21 protein-coding genes are annotated in these 24007 nt (G+C 44.8%); 6 read left to right on the top strand and 15 right to left on the bottom strand.

Annotated features, from left to right (window positions below; all coding sequences use genetic code 11):
* Positions 1–38: 38 nt before the first annotated feature.
* The 6 genes from JK130_RS13795 to JK130_RS13770 form a co-directional block, all read right to left on the bottom strand.
* Positions 39–1178 carry a cupin domain-containing protein gene (locus JK130_RS13795; RefSeq protein ID WP_218354909.1) on the bottom strand — a complete coding sequence of 380 codons (1140 nt, stop codon included), beginning with the start codon at positions 1176–1178 and terminating at the stop codon, positions 39–41.
* A 39-nt stretch (positions 1179–1217) separates the two neighbouring features.
* Entirely contained in the window at positions 1218–1814 is a 597-nt protein-coding gene (locus JK130_RS13790) for an adenylate/guanylate cyclase domain-containing protein (protein WP_218354908.1), read from the bottom strand.
* Positions 1815–2525: 711 nt separating this feature from the next.
* The gene (gene purB / locus JK130_RS13785) at positions 2526–3899 is read right to left on the bottom strand and encodes an adenylosuccinate lyase (protein ID WP_218354907.1); all 1374 of its coding nucleotides are present in this window, start codon (positions 3897–3899) and stop codon (positions 2526–2528) included.
* Between the two features lie 20 nt (positions 3900–3919).
* On the bottom strand, positions 3920–4543 hold the full coding sequence (gene hflD, locus JK130_RS13780; RefSeq protein ID WP_218354906.1) for a high frequency lysogenization protein HflD: 624 nt from the start codon (positions 4541–4543) through the stop codon (positions 3920–3922).
* On the bottom strand, positions 4543–5682 hold the full coding sequence (gene mnmA, locus JK130_RS13775) for a tRNA 2-thiouridine(34) synthase MnmA (RefSeq protein ID WP_218354905.1): 1140 nt from the start codon (positions 5680–5682) through the stop codon (positions 4543–4545). Before mnmA ends, hflD begins: the two co-directional genes overlap by 1 nt.
* Positions 5683–5824: 142 nt before the next feature.
* On the bottom strand, positions 5825–6376 hold the full coding sequence (locus JK130_RS13770; protein ID WP_218354904.1) for a pseudouridine synthase: 552 nt from the start codon (positions 6374–6376) through the stop codon (positions 5825–5827).
* A gap of 373 nt (positions 6377–6749) precedes the next feature.
* Here JK130_RS13770 and JK130_RS13765 point away from each other — a divergent pair, with 373 nt between their 5' ends.
* Complete coding sequence (locus JK130_RS13765; protein ID WP_218354903.1) at positions 6750–8972, top strand: NADP-dependent isocitrate dehydrogenase; 2223 nt, start codon at positions 6750–6752, stop codon at positions 8970–8972.
* Positions 8973–9254: 282 nt separating this feature from the next.
* On the opposite strand, the gene cspD is transcribed toward JK130_RS13765, so the two are convergent.
* Entirely contained in the window at positions 9255–9476 is a 222-nt protein-coding gene (gene cspD, locus JK130_RS13760; RefSeq protein ID WP_218354902.1) for a cold shock domain-containing protein CspD, read from the bottom strand.
* A gap of 205 nt (positions 9477–9681) precedes the next feature.
* Between cspD and clpS the strand changes: the two genes are divergently transcribed.
* Together clpS and clpA are read left to right on the top strand one after the other, a co-directional pair.
* Entirely contained in the window at positions 9682–10002 is a 321-nt protein-coding gene (clpS, locus tag JK130_RS13755; protein ID WP_218354901.1) for an ATP-dependent Clp protease adapter ClpS, read from the top strand.
* 25 nt (positions 10003–10027) lie between these two features.
* Entirely contained in the window at positions 10028–12307 is a 2280-nt protein-coding gene (clpA, locus tag JK130_RS13750; RefSeq protein ID WP_218354900.1) for an ATP-dependent Clp protease ATP-binding subunit ClpA, read from the top strand.
* Between the two features lie 80 nt (positions 12308–12387).
* Here clpA and infA read toward each other — a convergent pair whose 3' ends face one another.
* The 4 genes from infA to trxB all read right to left on the bottom strand — a co-directional run bounded on the left by infA (position 12388) and on the right by trxB (position 15218).
* Entirely contained in the window at positions 12388–12606 is a 219-nt protein-coding gene (infA, locus tag JK130_RS13745; RefSeq protein WP_137166795.1) for a translation initiation factor IF-1, read from the bottom strand.
* Between the two features lie 74 nt (positions 12607–12680).
* A complete protein-coding gene (locus JK130_RS13740; protein ID WP_218354899.1) occupies positions 12681–13394 on the bottom strand; it encodes an arginyltransferase in 714 nt (237 codons plus the stop codon).
* The gene (gene aat / locus JK130_RS13735) at positions 13391–14140 is read right to left on the bottom strand and encodes a leucyl/phenylalanyl-tRNA--protein transferase (protein ID WP_218354898.1); all 750 of its coding nucleotides are present in this window, start codon (positions 14138–14140) and stop codon (positions 13391–13393) included. The genes JK130_RS13740 and aat overlap by 4 nt, the downstream gene beginning before the upstream one ends.
* 112 nt (positions 14141–14252) lie before the next feature.
* A complete protein-coding gene (gene trxB, locus JK130_RS13730; RefSeq protein ID WP_218354897.1) occupies positions 14253–15218 on the bottom strand; it encodes a thioredoxin-disulfide reductase in 966 nt (321 codons plus the stop codon).
* Positions 15219–15496: 278 nt separating this feature from the next.
* Between trxB and yfbV the strand changes: the two genes are divergently transcribed.
* Positions 15497–15946 (top strand): terminus macrodomain insulation protein YfbV, encoded by a 450-nt coding sequence (yfbV, locus tag JK130_RS13725; RefSeq protein WP_218354896.1) that lies wholly within the window; start codon positions 15497–15499, stop codon positions 15944–15946.
* 26 nt (positions 15947–15972) lie between these two features.
* Here the strand turns inward: yfbV and JK130_RS13720 are convergent, their stop codons facing one another.
* On the bottom strand, positions 15973–16488 hold the full coding sequence (locus tag JK130_RS13720; protein ID WP_218354895.1) for a SprT family zinc-dependent metalloprotease: 516 nt from the start codon (positions 16486–16488) through the stop codon (positions 15973–15975).
* A gap of 12 nt (positions 16489–16500) precedes the next feature.
* Complete coding sequence (gene sppA / locus JK130_RS13715; RefSeq protein ID WP_218354894.1) at positions 16501–18366, bottom strand: signal peptide peptidase SppA; 1866 nt, start codon at positions 18364–18366, stop codon at positions 16501–16503.
* A 511-nt stretch (positions 18367–18877) separates the two neighbouring features.
* Here sppA and JK130_RS13710 point away from each other — a divergent pair.
* On the top strand, positions 18878–19429 hold the full coding sequence (locus JK130_RS13710; protein WP_218354893.1) for an NAD(P)H nitroreductase: 552 nt from the start codon (positions 18878–18880) through the stop codon (positions 19427–19429).
* Between the two features lie 76 nt (positions 19430–19505).
* Here the strand turns inward: JK130_RS13710 and pyk are convergent, their stop codons facing one another.
* Together pyk and JK130_RS13700 are read right to left on the bottom strand one after the other, a co-directional pair.
* Positions 19506–20942: a pyruvate kinase gene (gene pyk / locus JK130_RS13705; RefSeq protein WP_218354892.1), complete on the bottom strand. Its 1437-nt coding sequence runs from the start codon at positions 20940–20942 to the stop codon at positions 19506–19508.
* A 454-nt stretch (positions 20943–21396) separates the two neighbouring features.
* Positions 21397–22245 carry a MurR/RpiR family transcriptional regulator gene (locus JK130_RS13700; protein ID WP_218354891.1) on the bottom strand — a complete coding sequence of 283 codons (849 nt, stop codon included), beginning with the start codon at positions 22243–22245 and terminating at the stop codon, positions 21397–21399.
* Between the two features lie 267 nt (positions 22246–22512).
* On the opposite strand from JK130_RS13700, the gene zwf reads away from it, so the two are divergent.
* Positions 22513–24006 carry a glucose-6-phosphate dehydrogenase gene (gene zwf / locus JK130_RS13695; RefSeq protein ID WP_218354890.1) on the top strand — a complete coding sequence of 498 codons (1494 nt, stop codon included), beginning with the start codon at positions 22513–22515 and terminating at the stop codon, positions 24004–24006.
* Position 24007 lies beyond the last annotated feature (1 nt).

Here is a 24007-nt window from a genome sequence, read left to right as displayed (position 1 = left end):
TAACTCGCAGTCCCTGCGTGTGATATCGGCTAACTGCTTCAGAAGTCTTCCGTTTGCTCCCAATAGCCCTTGTTTATCAGTGTCGTTAAAAGCTCAAAAAATGCATCATCTGGCTTATAATGTTTTACGAATATATTATTTATTGGGTCACCTTTCAACAAAATCAATAATGCTTCAAGGTTTTCACCACCATAAGTAAAGGCTTCACCATTGATATAAAAACAAAACTCAGATGAAAAAGCGCAATCGCTGAAAAGTGGCCGACAAGCAGGAATGCGTACATACTCATCACCGTTGTCTAACGATTCTGCTAACTGCTGGCATTGCATTAATGTAGACGGCGTTTGCGTACTGAGCTGCTGATCACTCAACAATCGCATCAGCGCCTGTTCCCACTGAGGCTGGGTCACAACATCTAAAATCATCGATTTGAGGGTGGTTATTTCAGAACGGCTGATCTTCGAAGGATGATCGCTGTGCTGGCGGGCCGCATCGGTATAACGAACATTCGTCGTATTATCTTCATCAAAGATATCAGGAAGGGCATTAATAAGTTGTTGTTGATCAGGCGCTCTGAATCCCACCGAATAAGTAAGACAGTTTTCTTCTGCAACCCCTTCATGAGGCCAGCCTGGGGGTACATACAAGATATCACCGGGCTCAAGCACAACATTTATCAATGCTTCAAAAGGCTCTATTTGCGCTATCTGGGGATGTACAAACGCAGGCGTATGGTTGCCAGGTTTACCTACCTTCCACCGGCGCCGGCCTTTACCTTGCACCAAAAAGACATCGTATTGATCAAGATGCGGGCCCACGCCTGCGCCGGGGGAGGCGTAACTCACCATCAAATCATCCATGCGCCAGTAAGGTACAAAGTTAAATGCTTCGATTAATTCAGAAGCGTCACCAATATACCGGTCAACACCTTGCACCAATAAAGTCCATTGCCCGTTACACACTTTTGAAAAATCATCAAAAGGACCATGGCTAACGTGCCATTGCTTTTGGTGGTGTTGAATTATGCGACTATCTACTTCGTCTAACTCGCTTAATCCTGCCAGGTCGTGCTCGTCTAAAAGGTCGACAAAGTTCAAAAAACCCTGGCGAATGACTAAAGGTTGCTGCTGCCAATAGTCTCGTAAAAATGAGACCACATCTAATTGAAGTGAATACAAACCCTGAACCTGGAAATAAAAAACATTTATGGGCCGAGATTATACAAAATTCTGGTGAGTTTTGCGCAGCTCGTACGCTTTATACTGGTTGCATAATAAAATTTCGGGTCCCGGTTCAAAGCCACTTTGTTGATGGCTTAACAGGCGAGCGGTAAGCGTGCATACCGATATTCTGTTGGCGCGACTGTGTTGTTCAAGCCGGGCGGCCATATTGACGGTTTTTCCCCATATATCGAAGCTGGGTTTATGCAACCCAATCATCCCTCCTATAATGGGGCCGGAGGCAATGCCAATTCTTATCGCGATGTCACATTCGTACTCAATTGCTAGCCGGTTTGTTACCCCGATGATTGCGAACGCAAAAAGACACAGATTTGATGCGCCCCGGTTGGGGTGAAACTGCGGCAAAAACAAAGCAGATTCCATCTTGCTGGTTGCGATGTACTGATCGCCATTGGTTTTAATTTTTTCTACATCAAAGCGCAGGGTCAGCGCATCGACCTGCCGATAAAACGAGTCGAGCAGTCTTACAACTTCTGCATCTGAAAGGCTTGTATACAGTTGGGTGTAGCCTTTGAAGTCGGCAAATAAAACGCTGACGTTGTCGTATTCTTGTGGGGGGTTAAATGACGTCATTGTTTCAACGAACCATTTCGGGAATATAACAACGGGCAATACCAGAGGCTAAGGTGAAAACCCCAGACAACAGAACGTGACAATATACTGACCACTTTGCCTATTGCCTGGTAACCTATACCAATACCCACAACAAGGGATAGTGCAACTCGCAACTGGAGCAATAGACTTACCTTAGAACAAAAGCCACCTGCCAGGCACACACTTTGCGCCAAACGCCGTACACGCATTTCGCTAGCGGTGAATAACCAACTACCCCAAAAAATAAAGAGCACTAAAAGATAGGGTAAACCAATGTCCTGTTTCCATAGTGATGTGACTAAAATAAGCAAAGACAGAGTAGCCATTAAAAATGGTGGGCGGGCAGGTTTTACGGCCGGTTTAAGTAGGGCCGGGCTCAAGCTACCAAAGGTAGTGAACAAAACACCCAAAGGCCAGGAAATGAAATGGTTATGGGTCGCAAAAAAATAACCAACACCACTGAAAAAGGATAAAGCGTTGCCAGTTGCAATGTATGTACTCGCAACTAACCTGAAGAATAATGTGGATTGGTTTTGACCGTTAACGTTCACAGCTAATATTGTCCATAACAACCGGTAAGGCAATCATGAAATACCTGCGCTGTTTCGCTAATGAGCCAAAACCCGTGAACGGCTTAGTTAAAGCAACGCCAGTAATTCATTGTTGAAAAAGCTGGCGTCGATGTTTTATTTACTCGGGGAGTTGGTCCACCAGACGTTCAGCATCCCCAATATAATTGGCCGGAGACAATTTTTTCAACTCGTCCTTGGTACTGTTTGGCAAATCCAGGGTATCAATAAACTGGCTAATGGCTTCGGCATTTACCTTTTTACCGCGGGTTAACTCTTTAAGCTTTTCGTACGGTTTCTCAATACCGAAACGGCGCATTACCGTTTGAATAGGCTCTGCAAGTAATTCCCAGTTGTTGTCCAGCTCGGCCCGTAAGCTGGGCTCGTTAACCTGTAACTTGCTAATGCCTTTTAAGGTAGCCTGGTAAGCAATAAGCGAATAGCCCACACCTACACCCAGGTTGCGCAGTACCGTCGAGTCAGTCAAATCGCGTTGCCACCTTGAAATTGGCAGCTTTGTGGCTAAGTGGTCAAAAATTGCATTAGCCAGCCCCAGGTTGCCTTCAGAGTTTTCAAAGTCGATAGGGTTTACCTTGTGCGGCATGGTAGAAGAACCAATTTCACCTTCGATGGTCTTTTGCTTAAAGTGACCCAGAGCAATATAGCCCCATACATCACGGTCAAAATCGATAAGTATCGTATTAAAGCGACCTACAGCATCAAACAGCTCAGCGATATAATCATGAGGTTCGATTTGGGTGGTGTAGGGGTTCCAGCTCAGGCCAAGGCTATTTACAAATTTTTCAGCAACCTGATGCCAGTCAATGTCTGGATACGCGGATAAATGAGCATTGTAGTTACCCACAGCCCCATTAATTTTACCCAGTAATGAAACCGCCGCAATTTGATCGCGCTGACGAATCAAGCGCATTGCCACGTTCGCCATCTCTTTACCCATAGTGGTAGGAGAAGCGGGCTGCCCATGGGTGCGGGCCATCATAGGAACGCTACGATACTCTTTAGCCAAACGCTTTAGTTCGCTAATGATTTTGTCGCAATAAGGAAGAATGACTTCGTCGCGAGCATCAGTTAGCATAAGTGCGTGAGAGAGATTGTTTATATCTTCAGAAGTACAGGCAAAATGTATAAATTCGCTGATTGCGTTCAGCTCGCTATTGTCTTCAACTTTTTCTTTTAAAAAGTACTCTACTGCCTTCACATCGTGATTGGTTGTACGTTCAATCTCTTTAATACGCTTTGCATCATCTACGCAAAAAGAATCCACAATGTTGTTAAGCAGAGTGTCTGACTGTTCATTAAAGGCGGGCACCTCGTCAATCTGTTGATGAGCTGCCAGCATCTGAAGCCACCGAACCTCTACCTGAACGCGGTACTTTAGCAAACCATACTCACTAAAAATTTCGCGCAGCGCTTCACTTTTTCCGGCATAACGACCATCTACCGGGGAAATAGCGGTTAACTGATTCAGTTCCACCTTACATGCTCCTCACATTTTTAAATTAATCGCAATGCCTGACTGGCACTGGTGACAATACTTTTTCGATTTAGCAAAATTTGGCGACGTTTACCGCCCATTTGTCGCCACATAACGGCTGCACGCACACCGGCTAACAACAAAGCCCGTACACGGTGCTGATTGACTGGCTGGCTAAGGTGATCGGGGTTACCCGCCACCTGAATACGGGGGGCCAGGGGGCTGACAATGTCCGAGTAAATACTGGCCAGCGAACCCACAATTTGGCTGTTATCAAAATTAACGTGTTCTAACTGGCGCTGAACATGAGAAATTCGGTCGCCTAAAGTACTCATAGCATCGGGTTTAGCGGCCAGTTTTCGCTCCAGTCCCAGCAAACTGGCAATATAACGGGTTAGCTCAGTATCTTTGGTCGTTGATTTATCTGACAGTTGTGCCAGCAAGGTTTGGTAACCTATCTTTAAGTTACCCAGACTTCCAAAAACATGCTGCGGACTTTCGGGGTCGGTGACCAGTATGCTTGACATACTGGCTTCAAAAGCATCCCGGTCTACGCTTCCGGTACGGGCAATTTGTTTAACTAAAGCTGCAGCCTGACAAACACCGGCCAGAGCTAGATGTTGTTCTATTTTTGGATCAAGCATCAGCGAATATAACTCTCAATAATAGCGCCGCCCAGACACACTTCATTTAAATAAAATACGGCAGACTGGCCGGGGGTGACCGCCTTTTGCGGTTCATCAAAGGTAACCGTAATCTCGTCATCGCCGGTGGGCCGAATGGTGCAGGCAATGTCCTGCTGACGGTAACGGGTTTTTACCGTAGCCTTAAGGGTATCGGTTAATGGCTGACGGTTAACCCAGTGAAGCTGGTTGGCAACCAGCCCGTTAGAATATAAGCGCGGGTGGTCGGCGCCCTGACCAACAATTAATACATTACGCGCCACATCTTTGTCGACGACATACCAGGGGTCTTCGCCAAATTCAGCCATACCGCCAATATGTAAACCCTTACGTTGCCCTAATGTGTGATACATCAGACCTTCATGACGGCCAATAGTCTGGCCTTCCGCGGTTTCTATATCACCTGGCTGTGCTGGTAAGTAACGGGCTAGAAAGTCTTTAAATTTACGCTCGCCAATAAAACAGATACCGGTTGAATCTTTTTTATCTGCTGTTACCAATCCCTGCTCTTCAGCAATACGACGTACTTCAGGTTTTTCCAGGTTGCCTACCGGGAATAATGTTTTGCCAATATGCTCATGACTCAGGGTATACAAAAAATAACTTTGGTCTTTATTGTTGTCCAGACCCCGCAACATTTGCCATTTTTGATCTACATTACGGCGCTGTACATAGTGGCCGGTAGCAATGTAATCAGCACCTAAATCTTCGGCGGCAAATTCTAAAAATGCTTTAAATTTTATTTCTTTGTTGCACATGATATCCGGGTTAGGCGTGCGACCTGCCTTGTATTCGGCAAGAAAATATTCAAACACGTTATCCCAGTATTCAGCGGCAAAATTTATGGTATGAAGGTGAATTCCAAGTTTATCAGCCACGGCTTGCGCGTCTGCAAGATCTTCGGCCGCCGCGCAGTACTCATCATTATCGTCTTCTTCCCAGTTTTTCATAAACAGGCCTTCTACCTGATATCCTTGCTGAAGCAGCAGATAAGCTGATACCGAGGAATCGACACCGCCAGACATGCCGACGATGACTTTTTGTTGTGCAGGGGCTTTAGGGCTGGAAAGGGGTTCTGTCACCGTATTCTCTTCACTCATAACACTGTTAAATCAAAAGTCGCGAATTCTAGCAGAAAATACGCTGCTTGACACACTCAATGGCGCGGTAACCTACGCTAACAATAATACTTTCTTGTACTACATTATGCCGCGTTCAGAAATTCGACTGCAAGGTTCTGGGTCATAAGGTGAATTGAACAAACTCACCGTTATCAATACCATCAATAGTCCAGTTACCCACCCGGTAACGAATTAATCGCAAAGTAGGGAAGCCAACATGGGCCGTCATGCGGCGAACCTGCCGGTTGCGACCTTCAGTTATTGTCAGGCTTATCCACGAAGTGGGAATATGCTGGCGAAAGCGAACGGGCGGGGTTCGTTGCCACACCTGGGGCTCAGCCATTCTTTTTACTTTAGCCGGCGCAGTAAGCCCATCTTTTAATTCTACGCCGGTATTTAAATTCAACAGCGCTTCATCGGTAATATCACCTTCAACCTGGGCCCAATAAGTTTTACTTGTTTTTGCTTCAGGATTGGCCAGCTTGTGCTGTAATTTGCCATTGTTGGTGAGAATCAAAAGCCCTTCTGAGTCCCGGTCAAGCCGCCCAGCTGCGTAAACTTCGGGTATAGGAACGTAATCTTTAAGCGTGGCACGTCCTTCGCCGTCAGTAAACTGAGAGAGCACATTAAAAGGTTTATTAAACAGAATGACAGTAGACGGGGGCGTGGGCATTAAAATGAACCTGGTGTTAAAAGAAAAGTCGATAGATTAAGTTTACCAGTGTTTTTAACTAAGGCACGACCGGGATTTTCAGTCCCAGTGTTAATACACGGTATAAAGCTGAGTTAGCAGGTAAAGACAATGGTATGACTTGTAACTAAAATATTCGCCCTTATACTATTGAACGCGGCATTTTTTGTCGGGTTCGCTGATGTTAGATGTACGCTGGTCCGTTATGGGGCGAGGCGGGAAGTGCATAAAATCGTAGCTGAGCAGCCCTACAGTGAAAGGTGCCAGTCGAAGCGTTTGTGACCAGCAGTTGCTGGCTGATAACGTACCAAACGGACTAATTACGGTAAGTTTACCGCAAACTTTGAGGTATATAATGACCAAAGCCAAGTCGACTATCGTCTATACAAAGACCGACGAAGCGCCCATGCTGGCGACCTATTCGTTGCTTCCTATCGTCGAAAAATTTGCTGGTGCAGCAGACATCGATATCGAATTAACAGACATTTCTCTCGCTGCCCGTATTCTGGCGAATTTTTCTGACTATCTGTCTGATGAACAACAGGTACCCGATGCACTGGCTGAGCTTGGCAAGCTGACTCAGGATCCTAACGCTAATATCATAAAACTGCCTAATATCAGTGCCTCTGTTCCTCAGCTGCGCGCAGCAATAAAAGAATTGAACGCGAAAGGTTATGCGGTTCCGGCGTTTCCTGATGATCCTCAAACTGATGAAGAAAAGGACATTCGTGAACGTTATGGCAAGGTCTCTGGTAGTGCGGTAAACCCGGTACTGCGTGAAGGTAATTCAGACCGTCGAGCGCCCGCAGCGGTCAAAAATTATGCTCGTAAATACCCACACTCAATGGGGGAATGGAGTCAGGCATCTCGTTCACATGTTGCACATATGCAAAAAGGCGATTTCTTTTCTAGCGAAAAATCGACCACCATTGAAAAAGATGGCCATGTCAGCATCGAATTTACCGACAAACAAGGTAACAAGAAAACACTTAAGCCTCGCGTAGATTTGTTGGCCGGCGAGGTTATCGACGGCATGTATATGAGCAAAAAAGCACTATGCGACTTTTTTGAAGAACAAATTGAAGACGCCAAAGACACCGGTGTGCTGTTTTCGCTACATGTAAAAGCCACTATGATGAAGGTGTCGCACCCCATCGTTTTTGGTCATTGCGTTAAGGTATTTTATAAAGAGTTGTTTGATAAGTGGGGCGACCTGTTTGAGGAATTGGGTGTAAATCCAAACAATGGCCTGGGCAGTGTTTATGACAAAATTGAAAGCCTGCCTGAATCTCAGCGTTCTGAAATACAACGCGATATCAATGCCTGTTATGGCAGTCGCCCGCCTATTGCAATGGTGAATTCTGATAAAGGCATTTCTAACTTGCATGTTCCTAGTGATGTCATTGTTGATGCATCTATGCCAGCGATGATCCGTAATTCGGGGCAAATGTGGGGACCAGACGGAAAAGCGCATGATACTAAGGCCGTGATTCCGGAAAGTACTTACGCCACGATTTATCAGGAAGTGATTAATTTTTGTAAAACCCACGGCGCATTTGACCCGACCACAATGGGCACGGTTCCAAATGTTGGTCTGATGGCGCAAAAAGCTGAAGAATATGGGTCGCACGACAAAACGTTTGAAATGGAAGCCGATGGTACCGTTCAAATTGTCGATGGTGACGGCAACGTATTGATGGAACATAGCGTTGAAGAAGGCGATATCTGGCGTATGTGTCAGGCCAAAGATGCGCCTATTCAGGACTGGGTTAAGCTAGCGGTTACCCGTGCGCGTCAATCAGGCATGCCGGCGGTATTCTGGTTAGACGAAGAACGCGCTCATGATGCTCAACTGATTACTAAAGTTGAAAAATATCTGCAAGAGCATGACCTGAATGGTTTGGATATTCAGATAATGTCGCCTGTTCGAGCTATCCGATACAGCATGGAGCGCGCAATACGCGGTCTGGACACTATCTCGGTAACCGGTAATGTTTTACGTGACTACCTGACCGACCTGTTCCCAATTTTAGAGCTGGGTACCAGTGCTAAGATGCTGTCAATTGTGCCATTGATGGCCGGTGGCGGTTTGTATGAAACGGGTGCTGGTGGTTCCGCGCCTAAACACGTGCAGCAATTTGTTGAAGAAGGACATCTTCGCTGGGACTCGTTAGGCGAATTCCTGGCATTAGCGGTATCGTTTGAAGATGTTGCGATTAAACATAGTAACGCTAAAGCAAAAATTATCGGAACCTCTTTAGACAAAGCAACCGAAAGTCTGTTAAACAACGGTAAGTCACCCAAGCGTAAAGCCGGTGAGCTGGATAACAGAGGCAGCCATGTTTGGTTGGCACTTTACTGGGCTCAGGAAGTATCTTCACAAACCGAAGACCCGGATTTGGCAGCCAAGTTTAAAGATATTGCTGAACAGCTTGAAGCCAATATGGATACCATCTTAGAAGAAATTGATGCGACCCAGGGTAAAGAGCAGCCTATTGACGGTTACTACTATCCAGATACTGATAAAGTATATAATGCAATGTCTCCTAGTAAGACACTGCATAAAATTCTGAGTTAAAAACTGAAAATAGTTATGAAAGATAAAAGCCCGGCGACTGCCGGGTTTTTTTATTTAAATGAAAAACAATGTGAAAGCCCAATAATAGAAAAGAAAGCTAAATACGCAAAATGATGAGGAGGTGCTTAGAGAAAACCAGTGGCAGCGAAGGTTTGTACTGTTTGAATCTATTATTCTAACGGCTTGATTTTGCCAACATTATGTTTAACACATAATAAAAAGGCTTTTGCCTAACAACGAATGCCAGGGAAAAGCCCTTTGAATACAAGGTTTCTTTAGGTATTAACGCTCAGGTTCGTCGCCTTTCAATCCAATATTTTCGGCATGTAGCCCTTTAGGGCCTTGCTGAACGTCGTAGGTCACATCCTGGCCTGCTTTCAGCGAACGATAGCCTTCCATCTGAATTGTTGAATAGTGAGCAAATATGTCTTCACCGCCGTTTTCTGGAACGATGAAACCAAAACCCTTTGCGTTGTTAAACCATTTAACTTTACCAACCGCCATACTTCGACTTCCTCTTAATCCTTGAACTCACACAGTTATGCCCCCACAATAGATTTTAAGGGGCAACTATAGCCAAATGCGTCACTTCATTTCGCTATACCTAAACTGTAGATTTTTTAAACACTAAATGTCAAGCGTAAATTAACAGAATTAATCTGTCTGAAAAAATTCAGCGTAATATACGCTAAGGCACTATCCTATTACTATGAGTAGAGACAACGCGATCAGTATCGAAAAAGAAAAACTCCGGGATGCGCAGCGTAAGAAAACGCAGCCGCCTCCAATGTATAAAGTGTTATTAAACAATGACGACTACACGCCAATGGATTTCGTGATAGAGGTTCTTGTGCACTTTTTCAATATGGATGCCGAAAAGGCAAATCAGACAATGCTGACAGTGCATTATAATGGTAAAGCCGTCTGCGGAATTTATACCGCTGAAATTGCTGAAACCAAGGTAATGCAAGTCAATCAGTACGCACGCAAACAGCAACACCCACTTATGTGCACAATGGAACAGGCGTAAGTCAACCAACGATAAGGCGAGCGATATGTTAAATAAAGAATTAGAGCAAACGTTAAATGAAGCCTTTGTGTTTGCTCGGGAACACCGCCACGAATTTATGACCGTTGAACACTTGCTATTAGCTTTGATGGACAACGCTTCTGCGCAAGACGCCCTCAAAGCGTGTGGCGCCAATATTGATGTCATCAAAAGTGAGCTTATTGAGTTTGTAAAAGACACCACGCCACTGATACTTGATGAGCAGGCAAACGAAAGAGAAACGCAGCCAACCCTTGGGTTTCAGCGAGTATTGCAACGCGCCGTGTTTCATGTGCAATCTTCTGGCAAAGATGAAGTTACGGGTGCTAACGTGCTGGTTGCTATCTTTAGCGAGCAAGAATCTCAGGCTGTTTACATTCTCAAAAAAGCTGATATTACCCGCTTAGATGTTGTGAATTTTATTAGCCATGGTGTAAGTAAGTCTGAAGATGAAGAAGGCCAGAGCCACGGCGAGACGGGTGAAGAAAGCAGTGACAGTGACGGCGACGATTCGGCGTTAAGTAAATATGCTACCGACTTAAACAAACATGCCAAAGACGGAAAAATAGATCCGCTTATTGGGCGTGATTCTGAAGTCGAACGGACCATTCAGATACTTTGTCGTCGTCGTAAAAACAATCCGTTATTGGTGGGCGAGGCTGGCGTTGGAAAAACCGCTATTGCCGAAGGTTTGGCGTACCGCATTGTTAATGATGATGTGCCTGATGTTATTGCATCAAGCACGGTTTACTCATTAGATTTAGGTGGATTATTAGCCGGTACTAAGTATCGCGGCGATTTTGAAAAACGCTTGAAAGCGATTTTGAAAGAACTTAGCAAAGATGAGCATGCTATTTTGTTCATAGACGAAATTCATACCATTATTGGAGCCGGTGCGGCCTCTGGTGGGGTTATGGATGCGTCTAATTTGCTTAAACCCAAACTAAGCAGTGGCGAACTACGGTGTATCGGGTCTACGACTTATCAGGAATATCAGGGCATTTTTGAAAAAGACCGCGCTTTGGCCCGGCGTTTCCAAAAAGTTGATGTGGTCGAGCCTAGCGTAAGCGATACCACTAAAATTTTGATGGGCTTAAAAGAACGTTACGAAGAGCATCACAGTGTCCGTTTTACTCGTAAAGCGTTACAGGCTGCGGCAGAGCTGTCGTCTAAATATATCAATGAACGCCATTTGCCAGACAAAGCGATTGATGTGATGGATGAAGCCGGTGCCAGTCAGCGACTATTACCCCAGTCTAAGCGTAAAAAGACCATCAATGTTGCTGAAATTGAACAAATTATTGCCAAAATGGCGCGTATCCCTGAAAAATCGGTTTCAGCTTCAGACAAAGAAGTGCTGAAAAACCTGGGGCGCGATTTAAAAATGATGGTATTTGGGCAAGATCAGGCTATTGAGACCTTAACCAATGCAATTCACTTGTCACGTTCAGGCCTGGGCAATGAAACAAAACCCATTGGTAGCTTCTTGTTTGCAGGCCCAACCGGGGTAGGGAAGACGGAAGTCACTCAACAATTGTCTAAGATAATGGGTGTGGAGCTGGCACGTTTTGATATGTCTGAATACATGGAGCGTCATGCGGTTAGCCGGTTAATTGGCGCACCTCCTGGCTATGTTGGTTTTGACCAGGGTGGTTTATTGACAGATGCGGTGATTAAGAATCCGTATTCGGTCGTATTGCTGGATGAAATTGAAAAAGCTCACAGCGATATTTACAATATTTTACTGCAGGTAATGGATCACGGCACTCTGACAGACAATAATGGACGCAAAGTTGATTTTCGTAATGTGGTACTGGTAATGACCACCAATGCGGGGGTTCAGGAAACTGTGCGTAAGTCTATCGGGTTTAAACAGCAAGATCATAGTCACGATGCATTAAGTGAAATCAATAAGACTTTCTCACCTGAATTCAGAAATCGTTTAGATGGCATTATTTGGTTCAACCATCTTGAAACCGATATTATATTGCAGGTAGTGGATAAATTTATTATTGAGCTACAGGCGCAGCTTGATGTTAAAGGGGTTTCGTTAGAGGTAACCAGTGAGGCGCGTGCATATCTCGCCGAAAAAGGTTATGACCGTTCGATGGGGGCACGTCCCATGGCACGATTGATTAAAGATGAGATAAAACGAGAGCTAGCCAATGAGCTGCTGTTTGGCGAGTTAGCTAAAGGCGGCAATGTGAAAGTGGGCTTTAAGAAAGACAAACTTGTTTTTATCTACTCTGATGTTGATTCAAAACAAATGCATGTTGAGTCTAATTAAGACAATACCTGTCAGATAAATAAAAACCCGGCCTAGGCCGGGTTTTTGCTATCAGGTGTTAAGATTCTTACTTACCGATATTATCTCGCGCGATAGATAATACGACCTTTAGTCAGATCGTAAGGGGTCATCTCTACGGTGACCTTATCACCTGTCAGGATACGGATATAGTTTTTACGCATTTTTCCTGAGATGTGCGCAGTAACCACGTGACCATTTTCAAGTTCAACGCGGAACATTGTATTTGGAAGCGTGTCAAGAATGACGCCTTCCATTTCAATAGAATCTTCTTTTGCCATGTATAGCAGATGCCTCAGTAAGTCCAAAATTTTGCCGCGCAGACCTTAACTAATCTATCGCGACATGTAAAGTTTTAAAATGAATCTTTATGGTCAATTTGCCATTTGTTGTGAACAAAGCGTTCATGTGGCGTAAATTTACGCTTATAATTCATCTTATTACACTCGTCTATCTGGTAGCCCAAATAGAGGTAGTCTTTGTCAGCCCGAAAAGCATGTTGAAGTTGCTGTAATATCATCCAGCTACCTAGCGAAAATTGGCTAAACTCGGGATGAAAAAACGTATATAACGCCGAAAACGCCTGATGGTGATGACCATCATTTATATCATCTGTTACGGCTACTGCTATCAGCAGATCGTCTTTATAAGCTTCTATAAATATTGGGTCTTTCCAGCTACAAAGCACAAAACTTTCAAACTGCTGCCGACTCGGGGGATACATTGTACCATCAGCGTGGCGTTCGATGATATAGCGTTCATACAGTCTATAATAGTCATCGTTAGGAGAATGCACTAACCGGCTAGTAAACTCCTGGTTACGTTTTAAAAGACGGCGCTGACTTTTGCTTGGCGCGAAATCTTTTACCCTCACTCTTATCGACTGACACGCATTACAGGCAGGGCAGTGGGGCCGGTAAACTTGTTCACCGCTACGTCTGAATCCAGCCTGGATAAGCTGGCCGTAACGCGCCGCAATATGTTTGTCTTTTTCGGCATAAACAAGCAGTTGTTCTTGCTCGGTGGCTAAATAACTGCAGTCAAAGGGTTGGGTAATACCAAACTTCATAGAGTAATAACCTGCTTTTGCCAGCACATTGTATAGTCGGCAGAAATCGCACCTTCGGGGTCTAACATAGACCGGTACTCACGCAGCTGAGTAATAAACTGTTCGCGGCTAATGGTTTGCGCCCCAAGACTATTAAGGTGCGCAGTGGGCATTTGACAATCAATAAACGCAAGATTGTGTCGGCGCATATGGTTAACTAACGTATACATAGCAAGCTTAGAGGTATTCGGAGCAATATGGAACATTGATTCGCCGCAAAATACCTGACCTATTCCCACCCCATAAAGACCACCCACTAAAGTATTTTGGGCATCCCATACTTCAACCGAATGCGCCAGCCCCGCCTGATGCAATCTTTGATAGGCCTGTATCATAGATTGAGTTATCCAGGTTTCAGTTGATGCGTCTTTTGCGCCGGGCATGGTACGGGCGATTGACGCGCAATGATGAATAACGCCTTCAAAATTATGATTCAGGGTAACGGTATAAACTTGCTTTCGCGCGAGCTTGCGTAGACTTCGTGATGCCTGAAACTCTTCTAATAAAATGATAGCTCTGGGGTCAGGCGACCACCATAATATAGGCTCACCATCACTAAACCAGGGAAATACACCATTAGAGTAGGCATTAAATAGCCGTTCAACACTCAACGAGCCACCAAACGCCAATAGCCCATCCGGGTCTTTTAGCGCTTTGTTAACCGGGGGGAACGGTGTATGTTCAGCTAAATAAGGAAGTTCAATCATACAACCCGTGGTTCTGGTTACATCAACATAATGATGAGGATTTATAAAAAACGCCCCCAAAGGGAGCGTTTTTTTGAGCAATAGCAATGATGTTAGGCAATCTGGCTAACAATTACCACTGATCAGCGTGTGACCCATCCAGAAATTTCTCAGCATCTAACGCTGCCATACAGCCGGTACCTGCCGAGGTAATCGCCTGACGGTAAACATGATCAGACACATCACCGGCAGCAAAAACACCAGGGACACTGGTTTGTGTGGCATTTCCCTGCAAGCCGCTGTTTACCGTAATGTAGCCATCTTTCATTTCTACCTGACCTGCAAAGATGTCGGTATTAGGCTTATGTCCAATTGCGACAAACAAACCCATCACCTCTAAGTCTTCTTTGTTATCAGTCTGCGTATCAGCAACACGTACTTTCGTTACCCCCATTTCATCGCCGATAACTTCATCCAGCGTACGATTAAGGTGTAAGGTTACATTGCCGTTTTCAGCTTTGTCACGTAGACGCTGTTCAAGAATTTTTTCGCTTCTGAACGTATCACGGCGGTGAATCACGTGAACCTCAGAGGCGATATTAGATAAATACAACGCTTCTTCTACTGCGGTATTACCGCCGCCCACTACGGCTACTTTCTGGTTTCGGTAAAAGAAACCATCACAGGTGGCGCAGGCAGAAACGCCTTTCCCTTTAAACGCTTCTTCTGACTCAAGACCCAGATATTTGGCAGAGGCACCGGTGGCAATAATCAACGCATCGCAGGTATAAGTGTTTGAATCACCATACAAAGTAAACGGCCTTTTGGTAAGATCCGTTTTGTTGATGTGGTCAAATACAATTTCGGTATCGAATTTTTCTGCATGCTTTTGCATACGCACCATCAAATCGGGACCGGTTAGTCCTTCAGGATCTCCCGGCCAGTTTTCGACCTCGGTGGTGGTGGTCAACTGCCCGCCTTGCTGAATACCGGTAATTAACACCGGGTCCAGATTAGCGCGCGCTGCATATACCGCCGCAGAATACCCTGCCGGACCTGAGCCCAAAATTAATAGGCGTACATGTCTGGTCTCTGCCATAATATTTTCTCCAGTTTCTCCCACACTACATGGGAAGATAAGTTTGTGTTCTATTATTAGGGCGAATTATTCACAATCAATAGCGCAATGGCAAATGCTATGACACGATTATTGAGGGTGATTATTTTTTCATGAAAACTTTTTCAATATAGTTAACCCTGAGATTGAGCTATACTTGCGGTGTAAGGGTACTATTTAAAACGATGGGATTTAACAGCGGTAAAACAAGATACCGCTATCCGGTTCTTCGAATCAATTCCCCATACTAGAGGTGAGTTATGGCGCAGTCCATGGTTACAATGTTTCGCCAGGGTCACAAATATCTGAATACCTGGCCAAACAAAAAACAGCTTTATGCTTATTTTCCCGAGTGTAAAGTTATTGCCGCTACGCGTTTGGCAATTCGTTCTATGCCGCCGTTAGCTGTAGTTTCATGTGCATTGCTTCTTGATACATTTGGTACAAGCTACTTACCTCAGGCTATCGCCATAGGTGCCTTTTTCTTAAGTTTGCCTTTACAGGGATTGTTGTGGTTAGGCCAGCGCGCCGATCAACCTTTGCCGGCATCTCTTAAAAACTGGTATTTTGAGATTTATTCTAAGTTGCAAGAAGAGGGTTGTGAGGTACAGGTACGTAAATCTGAACCTAAATACCAAGAGCTGGCGATGATATTAAAAGCCGCTTTTGAACAGCTTGACCAGGGATTAACGCGTTCCTTTTTTAATTAACCCACCACTTTGATCGGCTGATTCATTTATAGGCTAGCAGCCTGTTGTTCGGCCGTTGCTATTAAGGTTTGCTTACAGCGTCGACAAAAATACCGCTGTTGGCCTCGTATCACTTTATTATGACGTCGTACCGACAATTCTACCGGCCCACAGTCACATCTATAATAAAAGCTTTTCAGCTTTAAAGGGGCCAAGTCGAAGTTATGGGTGGTATTAGCAGGGCGCTGAAAAACCTCTTCCATCATTTTCTGCCATTGCCAGCCGTGGGGCTGAACCCTTCCAAATAGCTGAAAGACCAATAGATGGCTTAACTCATGAGCGATAACATCAGTAAAAAAGGCTTCTCGGTTATGACAAAACAAAACCGGATTCAAATTAATTCGATTGTGGGTGAGATTAGCGGTGCCCGCGTTTTTACCTGATTTTCTCCAGGTAACAGCGGGACGCTTAAAAGGCACTTCATAAAGGCTGCTGGCAATTGCCAGCAGCTGATCTATCTTGCGTTCGACCTGTAGCTTGTCGGTGTTACAGGGGCGGTCCATATTAACCTTAACCTATTGAACCTTACACTGCAGACACATAATATAAACGCCCATTGGGTCATTCAATTTATTGACCGACTCGTACTCGGCTAATACGTTCTTGACCATGCCCATTAACGGCGAGTTATTCTGACTAAACTGAGTTTTTGCAGCCCATACAAAGGCCTGGCCAAAAAACTCTTTCCAGAATAGCTCCTGAGGGGTAAGGCGATGAATTTCATATTTAGTTTCGTAACTCTCAAGGCCGGCAAGTTCGCCCGCGCTGGCAATCGCATCTTCTAAGGTACCCAATTCGTCGACAAGGCCGATTTCTTTAGCTTTGGTACCAATCCATATCCGACCCTGAGCAATTTCATCTACCTGTTGAGGGCTCATACCGCGATATTTACCCACCATGGTAATAAATTTTTCGTAGTTACTTTCTACGCTGCGTTGTAACAAATCACCAAACCGTGGATCTAACTTGCGAACCGGTGACAATCCCGCGATTTCTGTTGAGCCCACACCGTCACTGTTTACACCCAGATAGTCCAGGGTGTTTTCAAAGGTCATAAACATCCCAAATACACCAATAGAGCCGGTAATAGTGCTGGGTGAAGCGTAGATTTTATCTGCTGGAGCTGAAATCCAGTAACCCCCTGATGCTGCATAAGTACCCATCGAAACCACAACAGGCTTGCCGGCTTCTTGCAGCTCTAATACTTCCTGGCGAATGACTTCAGACGCAAACGATGAACCACCAGGACTATCGACCTGCATTACTACTGCTTTCACTGTATCGTCGATACGGGCCTGTCGTAAAAGCCGTGCCGTGCTATCGCCACCGATAGTTCCGGCCTTCTGATCGCCATCCAGTATCTGACCTTTTGCGATAACAACTGCCACCTTGTCTTTGTCAGATCCGGGTACCCGGGTCGCTGCAGGGTTAATAACTTTTAAGTAGTCTTTATATGAGGTGACGTTGACGCTTAACTCAGTCTCATCGGCACCCACTATTTCCACCAATTCATCGCGGATATCGGTTCGTGATTTCAATGCATCGACCCAGCCGTTTTCCAGCGCGTACTGAGCAAAATCACCCCCGGCTTCGTTAAATTTTTCGACCAGTACAGAGAGCTTTTCATCGAAATTGTCTTCGCTTATACCCCGGGCTGCGGCGACATCCTGTTTGTATTGTCCCCAGTAGGTATCAAGCCATTCGCTGTTTGCCTGGCGTGCGGCATCAGACATATCATTTCGCAAAAATGGTTCGACCGCTGATTTATAAGTACCTACCCGAAATATGTGGGTAGTCACTTTGAGCTTTTCAAGCATGTCTTTAAAGTACAGTCCGAAACGACCATAGCCTTCTAGTAGCAACGTTCCCATGGGGTTCAGGTAAATATGATCAGCATGCGCAGCCAGGTAATACTGATTCTGCGAATAATAATCACCAATGGCATAAACCGGTTTGCCTGAGGTTTTAAAGTCATCAATTGCCTGACTAACGGTTCTCAGTTTGTCCAAGCCACCGCCCTGAAAATCCTTAAGGTCCATAACCAAAGCTTTAATTCGATTATCCTGCTTGGCGTTTTCGAGCACACTGACCAGCTCGCGAACCAACAATTCAGGGCTTTCCGGCTCATCGCCAAAGGCTTCCTGCATAAATTGTTCGAAAGGATCTACGGCTTCTCGCTCAATAACCAGCTGGCCTTTCAGGTTCATATACAATGCACTGTCGGGGCGCACTGATACTGGCTTTTTATCGGCGGTGATAGCAATTAAAAGTGCTACTACGATAAAAATGAAAATGATATTAAAGAACAGTTTTCGACAAAAGTTGAGTACTGTCCATAGTCCTACGAATAGGGATTTAGTCCAGCTTCCGTTCGCTGCCATAGTCGGTTTTACCTCTGATTACGTCTTGGCACAATGGTATAGAAACTCAATTGAATCGCTACTAATAATTGTAAAGAATTGTAATTTTTAATCATATTAATAGTGCAATCGGCCGGTTAAGAAGAAGCCCGATAGAAAACAGCCAGCGCAACAAACCCGCTAACGCTAAGGGAAAGGTCAATACTTCATAAGCTTGTGTTGTTGTAAAAAAGTCGTTTGATAGATTTTTAATAGACGCAGTCCAGGTTCTAAGCACACTCATTGAGTTGAAGCTTACCCTATTTAGGTGACCGCCACTGATATCAACCTCAAATATCAATGTTGGCAAGGGGGCAACCTGTCTGAAACTATGTCACCTCGTATATTCTCATCAATTCGTACTTTAATTATACAGCGACTGTTTGGCCGTGACTTATTATTGAACATTAGTGAAAAAATCGAAGGTGGTCTTTTCGTTTTTTCGTCCGTAGGATAGAAAAATACTTTCATACCTACGCAACCGGAGAATTTAATGGATGCACTGTCTTTATTATTAAACCGTCGGTCTCAGCCCCGACTCACGGCTCCGGCGCCTGCTGAACAAGCGTTAGAGAATATCAAGCAAGCCGCACTGCGCGCGCCCGATCACGGGGCACTGATGCCGTGGCATTTTATTGTTTGCGAAGGGCAGGGGCTTCATAAGCTGGGCAGTATTTTTGAGCGGTCTGCTATTGAAAATGACAAAACCGAAAAAGAGATAGAGCGTGCGCCTCAGTTACCTTTACGTGCGCCGATGGTTATTGTTGCTATCGCTAAGTATCAGGAGCACCCGAAAGTGCCACGAGTTGAACAAATTGCCTCAACCAGTTGTGCGGTTATGGCCATGCAAATGGCGGCTCAGGCTCAGGGTTTTAACGGATTGTGGCGAACCGGGGCGTATGCGCAGTGCGATATTGTCAAAAAAGAATTAAATCTTAACGACGAAGACGAGATAGTCGGTTTTTTATACCTTGGAACGCCGGTGACCACCGCACTGCCACCCGAGAAAAAAGAGGCAGAAGTCTTTTTTAATCACTGGAGATAAAGCAATTACAAAAAAGACCAGCTTCACCGGCTGGTCTTTTTGATGTTGTAAGGTGCTGATGCGTTAAACGCGATATCTAGTCAACTTTGACAATTTTCATCGCGTTAGTGGCACCGATCTTTTCCATCTGGTCGCCATAGGTCATGACCAGCGTATCACCGGCTTCAACTTCACCGAGAGCTTTAAGAGTATTAATCACATCATCTTTAAGCTTGCCCGGTTCGCTGTTTTCTGAATCAAAACAAACAGGCTTTACACCGCGAAACAGTGCCATCATGTTTAACGTGTCTTTGTGACGTGACATCGCAATAATAGGCAAACGGGTGGTCATTCGAGACATTAATTTGGGCGTGTTACCGCTTTCTGTTAGCGCCACTATTGCCCGAATGCTGGGAAGATGGTTGGCTGCATATACTGCCGAAAGCGCGATAGTCTCGCTGGTATTTGAAAAAATATCATCCATACGATGTTTCGACAAATGAATGCTAGGATGCGTCTCGGCTCCTTCGCACACTCTGGCCATAGCAGTGACTGTTTCTACTGGAAACTTACCCGCGGCGGTTTCAGCAGACAACATGACCGCATCAGTACCATCAAGTACCGCGTTGGCAACATCCATGACCTCAGCTCGCGTAGGCATCGGGCTTTCAATCATCGACTCCATCATTTGAGTGGCTGTGATAACAACTTTGTTTAACTGCCTTGAACGTGAAATAAGCTTTTTCTGCACGCCCACTAACTCGGCGTCGCCAATTTCTACGCCTAAATCTCCACGCGCCACCATTACTGCATCAGAGGCACTAATAATATCGTCCATCGCTTCAGGTGTGGCAACTGTTTCTGCTCGTTCTACTTTGGCGCAAATCTGCGCATGGCAACCAGCCTCAATCGCCAGTTCGCGTGCATAGTCTAAGTCTGCTCCGTTTCGCGGAAATGAGACCGCCAAATAATCCACACCGATTTTAGCGGCAGTCTTAATATCTTCTTTGTCTTTATCGGTCAACGCCTCAGCAGACAAGCCACCGCCCTGGCGGTTGATGCCTTTGTTGTTCGATAACTTGCCACCGACGGTAACTTTAGTATGTACTTTTTGCCCGACGACCTGAGTCACTTGCAGTTGTATACGGCCATCATCTAACAGCAAAATGTCGTCTTTGTTGACATCATCAGGCAGCGCTTTGTAATCGATGCCCACCTGAGTTTCATCTCCAGCGTCTATAGCCAGTTCAGCATCCAATATAAACGGGGCACCGTTTTCCAGCTCTACCGACCCATTTTTAAAGCGGGCCACGCGTATTTTCGGGCCCTGTAAATCCCCTAAAATGGCCACATACCGGTTCAGATTTTTTGCCGCCTCGCGAACCCGTTCAGCTCGCTCTATATGGTCCTGGGCCTGACCATGAGAAAAGTTCATACGTACAACATTAGCGCCCGCAGCAATAATTGCCTGAATTTTTTCCAAAGAATCGGTTGCCGGGCCTAATGTAGCTAAAATTTTTGTTCTTCTGCTCATAGTGTTTGTCGCTTATCTGCTTATAAATGATGAAGGGCGAATTGTTATTTTAACGTAAAGCGTTCAGGTTGTCTCATAGATGTAATCATTTTTCGTAATAATATTACAAAAATTGGATCTATAATAATATAAATGGGGCTGCACACTCTTAGATTATTCATGGCCAACAGTTAAACGAGGAACGAGCATATTGCCTAATAAGTAGTCACAGTGGCTGCGTAGTCAACCACTATAACGCAGGTCATAAACCCTGCATTAAGCGAACTGAACAAAGTAATCTGAAGTAATGTACAAAAAAGTAGTGAATAAGGTAGACCAGTCAAAAAGAGTAGGGAATGTACTGGTATTAAACTGGCGCTGATAAGGTTGCTAACAGGGGAGCTACACCTGAGGATAATTTGAGTAGTGTAGCTTGTATAACAACCCTGACTTATTATTGAGATAAAAGCGTATTTTAATCGGGTTTATCGTAACGCGAATCCCGTAAGGTATCTTTGACCCGCTTTAGATTTTCTCTGAATTTATTGCCTCGGCGCAATGTAAAACCGGTAGCCAGAACATCGACCAGAGTCAGCTGCGCAATACGCGAAGCCATAGGCATATACATATCTGTATCTTCGGGTACTTCAAGCGATAAAACGTAGCTGCATTCATTAGCCAGTGGACTGTCTTGCGATGTAATGCCAACTACAGTAGCGTCATTACGACGGGCTATCTGGGCAATTTCGACCAGGCTCTTGGTGCGGCCTGTATGCGAAAATAGAACGACAACATCACCGTCGGTGCAGTTCATACAGCTCATTCGTTGCATAACCACATCTTCAAAATAAACAACAGGCACGTTGAAGCGAAAAAACTTATTTAATGCATCATGAGCCACAGAAGCCGACGCGCCCAGGCCAAAGAAAGAGATTTTTTGAGCCTGGGTAAGTAAATCTACCACGCGGTTGATTATATTCACATCTACAGACTGCCGGGCTACCTCTAATGAAGCCATTGTAGACTCGAAAATTTTGTTAGTATATTCCTGGGGTCCGTCGTTCTCGTCAACATGACGATTTACATAAGGAGTGCCATTTGCCAGGCTTTGGGCCAAATGCAGTTTGAAGTCTGGGTAACCCTTGGTGTCGAGGCGGCGGCAAAAGCGATTAACAGTAGGCTCGCTTACGTCTGACATTTTCGCCAGCGTAGCAATACTTGAGTGTATGGCGGTTTGAGGATGAGCCAGAATAATATCAGCAACTTTTCTTTCTGACTTACTGAAAACGGCTTTGTTTTGTGTGATTTTCTCAAGAATATTCATACAACTTATACACTTAGTATTATTATAGATCTGTTTTTATAAAGCCTATACTACGTTAAGCGTGCTCATAGACAAGGAAAATGTACTTTTTTGACGTCATGGTAAAAAAAATACAACAGATTTTGTTAAAATTCGTAACGTAATTTCTGCATCAAAGTTGTAATTTTACTACATTTGGTGTTAACTACTGGGCAATAACATCAGGGAAATGCTATTTTCAGACGTATAACAATAGTATTTCTACTACTTATTTAAAAAGGCCACACTATGGTAATGGATAATTCATTCGAACCCTGTGATTTTGTGTTATTTGGCACACTGGGCGATCTTTCACGCCGAAAATTGTTACCGTCGCTATATCAGCTAGAAAAAGCGCAGTTGATTCATCCAGATACAACTATTGTCGGTGTGGCACGCCAGCAAATGAGTAAAGATGAGTACATCGCTGAAGTAAAAACGAATATTGAAAAGTTCAGCGATAAGCAGATTTGTGAAGAGACCTGGGGGCGCTTTTGTAAGCGGCTTGATTATATTCAGGTTGATATGAAGGACATTGCCAGCTACGAGCAGTTAGATACCGTAGTAGATGCAAGTCGGACAATGGTGTGTTATCTGGCCACCCCGCCGGCTATTTATGGGGATATCTGCCGGGGCTTACACAGCTGCAATATTATCGATAGCAGTGTACGGGTTGTGCTTGAAAAGCCGATAGGTCACGATCTCGAATCATCAAAGGTCATCAATAACCAGGTTTCTGAGTACTTTAACGAATCGCAGATTTATCGTATTGACCATTATCTAGGTAAAGAAACGGTACTGAACCTTATTGCACTGCGCTTTGCTAACTCTATATTCACTACCAACTGGGACCATAACTGTATTGACCATGTGCAAATCAGTGTGTCTGAGTCGGTAGGTATAGAAGGGCGGTGGGGATATTTTGATGACGCCGGACAAATGCGCGATATGGTGCAAAACCATCTGTTACAAATACTGAGTCTGGTAGCCATGGAGCCGCCGGCGACCTTAGATGCAGATAGTATTCGGGATGAAAAACTTAAAGTATTAAAAGCGCTAAGACCCATTGATAATTCAAATGTCAGTGACACTACAGTACGTGGTCAATATTCTGCCGGCTTCGTAAAAGGTGAGGAGGTTCCCGGGTACCTTGAGGAAGAGGACGCTAACACCCGCAGCGAAACCGAAACCTTTGTAGCCATAAAAGCGGAAATAGACAACTGGCGCTGGGCCGGAGTGCCATTCTATTTGCGTACCGGAAAACGCATGCCAACCAAAGTGTCTGAGGTGGTTATTTACTTTAAACGCCAGCCACATAATTTGTTTGGTGCCAGTTTCAATAGTCTTCCACCCAATAAACTGGTTATTCGCCTACAGCCTGACGAAGGCGTAGAAATTACCGTAATGAATAAAATTCCAGGGCTGACCAGTTCAGGGTCGATGGATTTGCAAAAATCCAAACTTAACCTGAGTTTTTCTGAGGCATTCTCTGAAGACCGTATACCTGACGCCTATGAAAAACTGTTGTTAGAGGTGATGTTAGGCAATCAGGCTTTATTTGTTCGTCGGGATGAAGTAGAGCATGCCTGGAACTGGGTAGATTCTATTTTAGAAGCCTGGAAGCATTCTCCAGAGCCTCCTGAGCCTTATCAGGCGGGTACCTGGGGTCCGGTAGCATCAATTGGCTTACTGGCGCGCGAAAACCGCAGTTGGTATGAAAGCAAAATGACGAAGAAGAAATAAT

Source organism: Alteromonas lipotrueiana (assembly GCF_019249245.1).
Classification (GTDB): Bacteria; Pseudomonadota; Gammaproteobacteria; order Enterobacterales; family Alteromonadaceae; genus Alteromonas; species Alteromonas lipotrueiana.
Note: the sequence above shows the minus strand (reverse complement) of the source record. Positions and strands in the feature narration are given on the sequence as shown.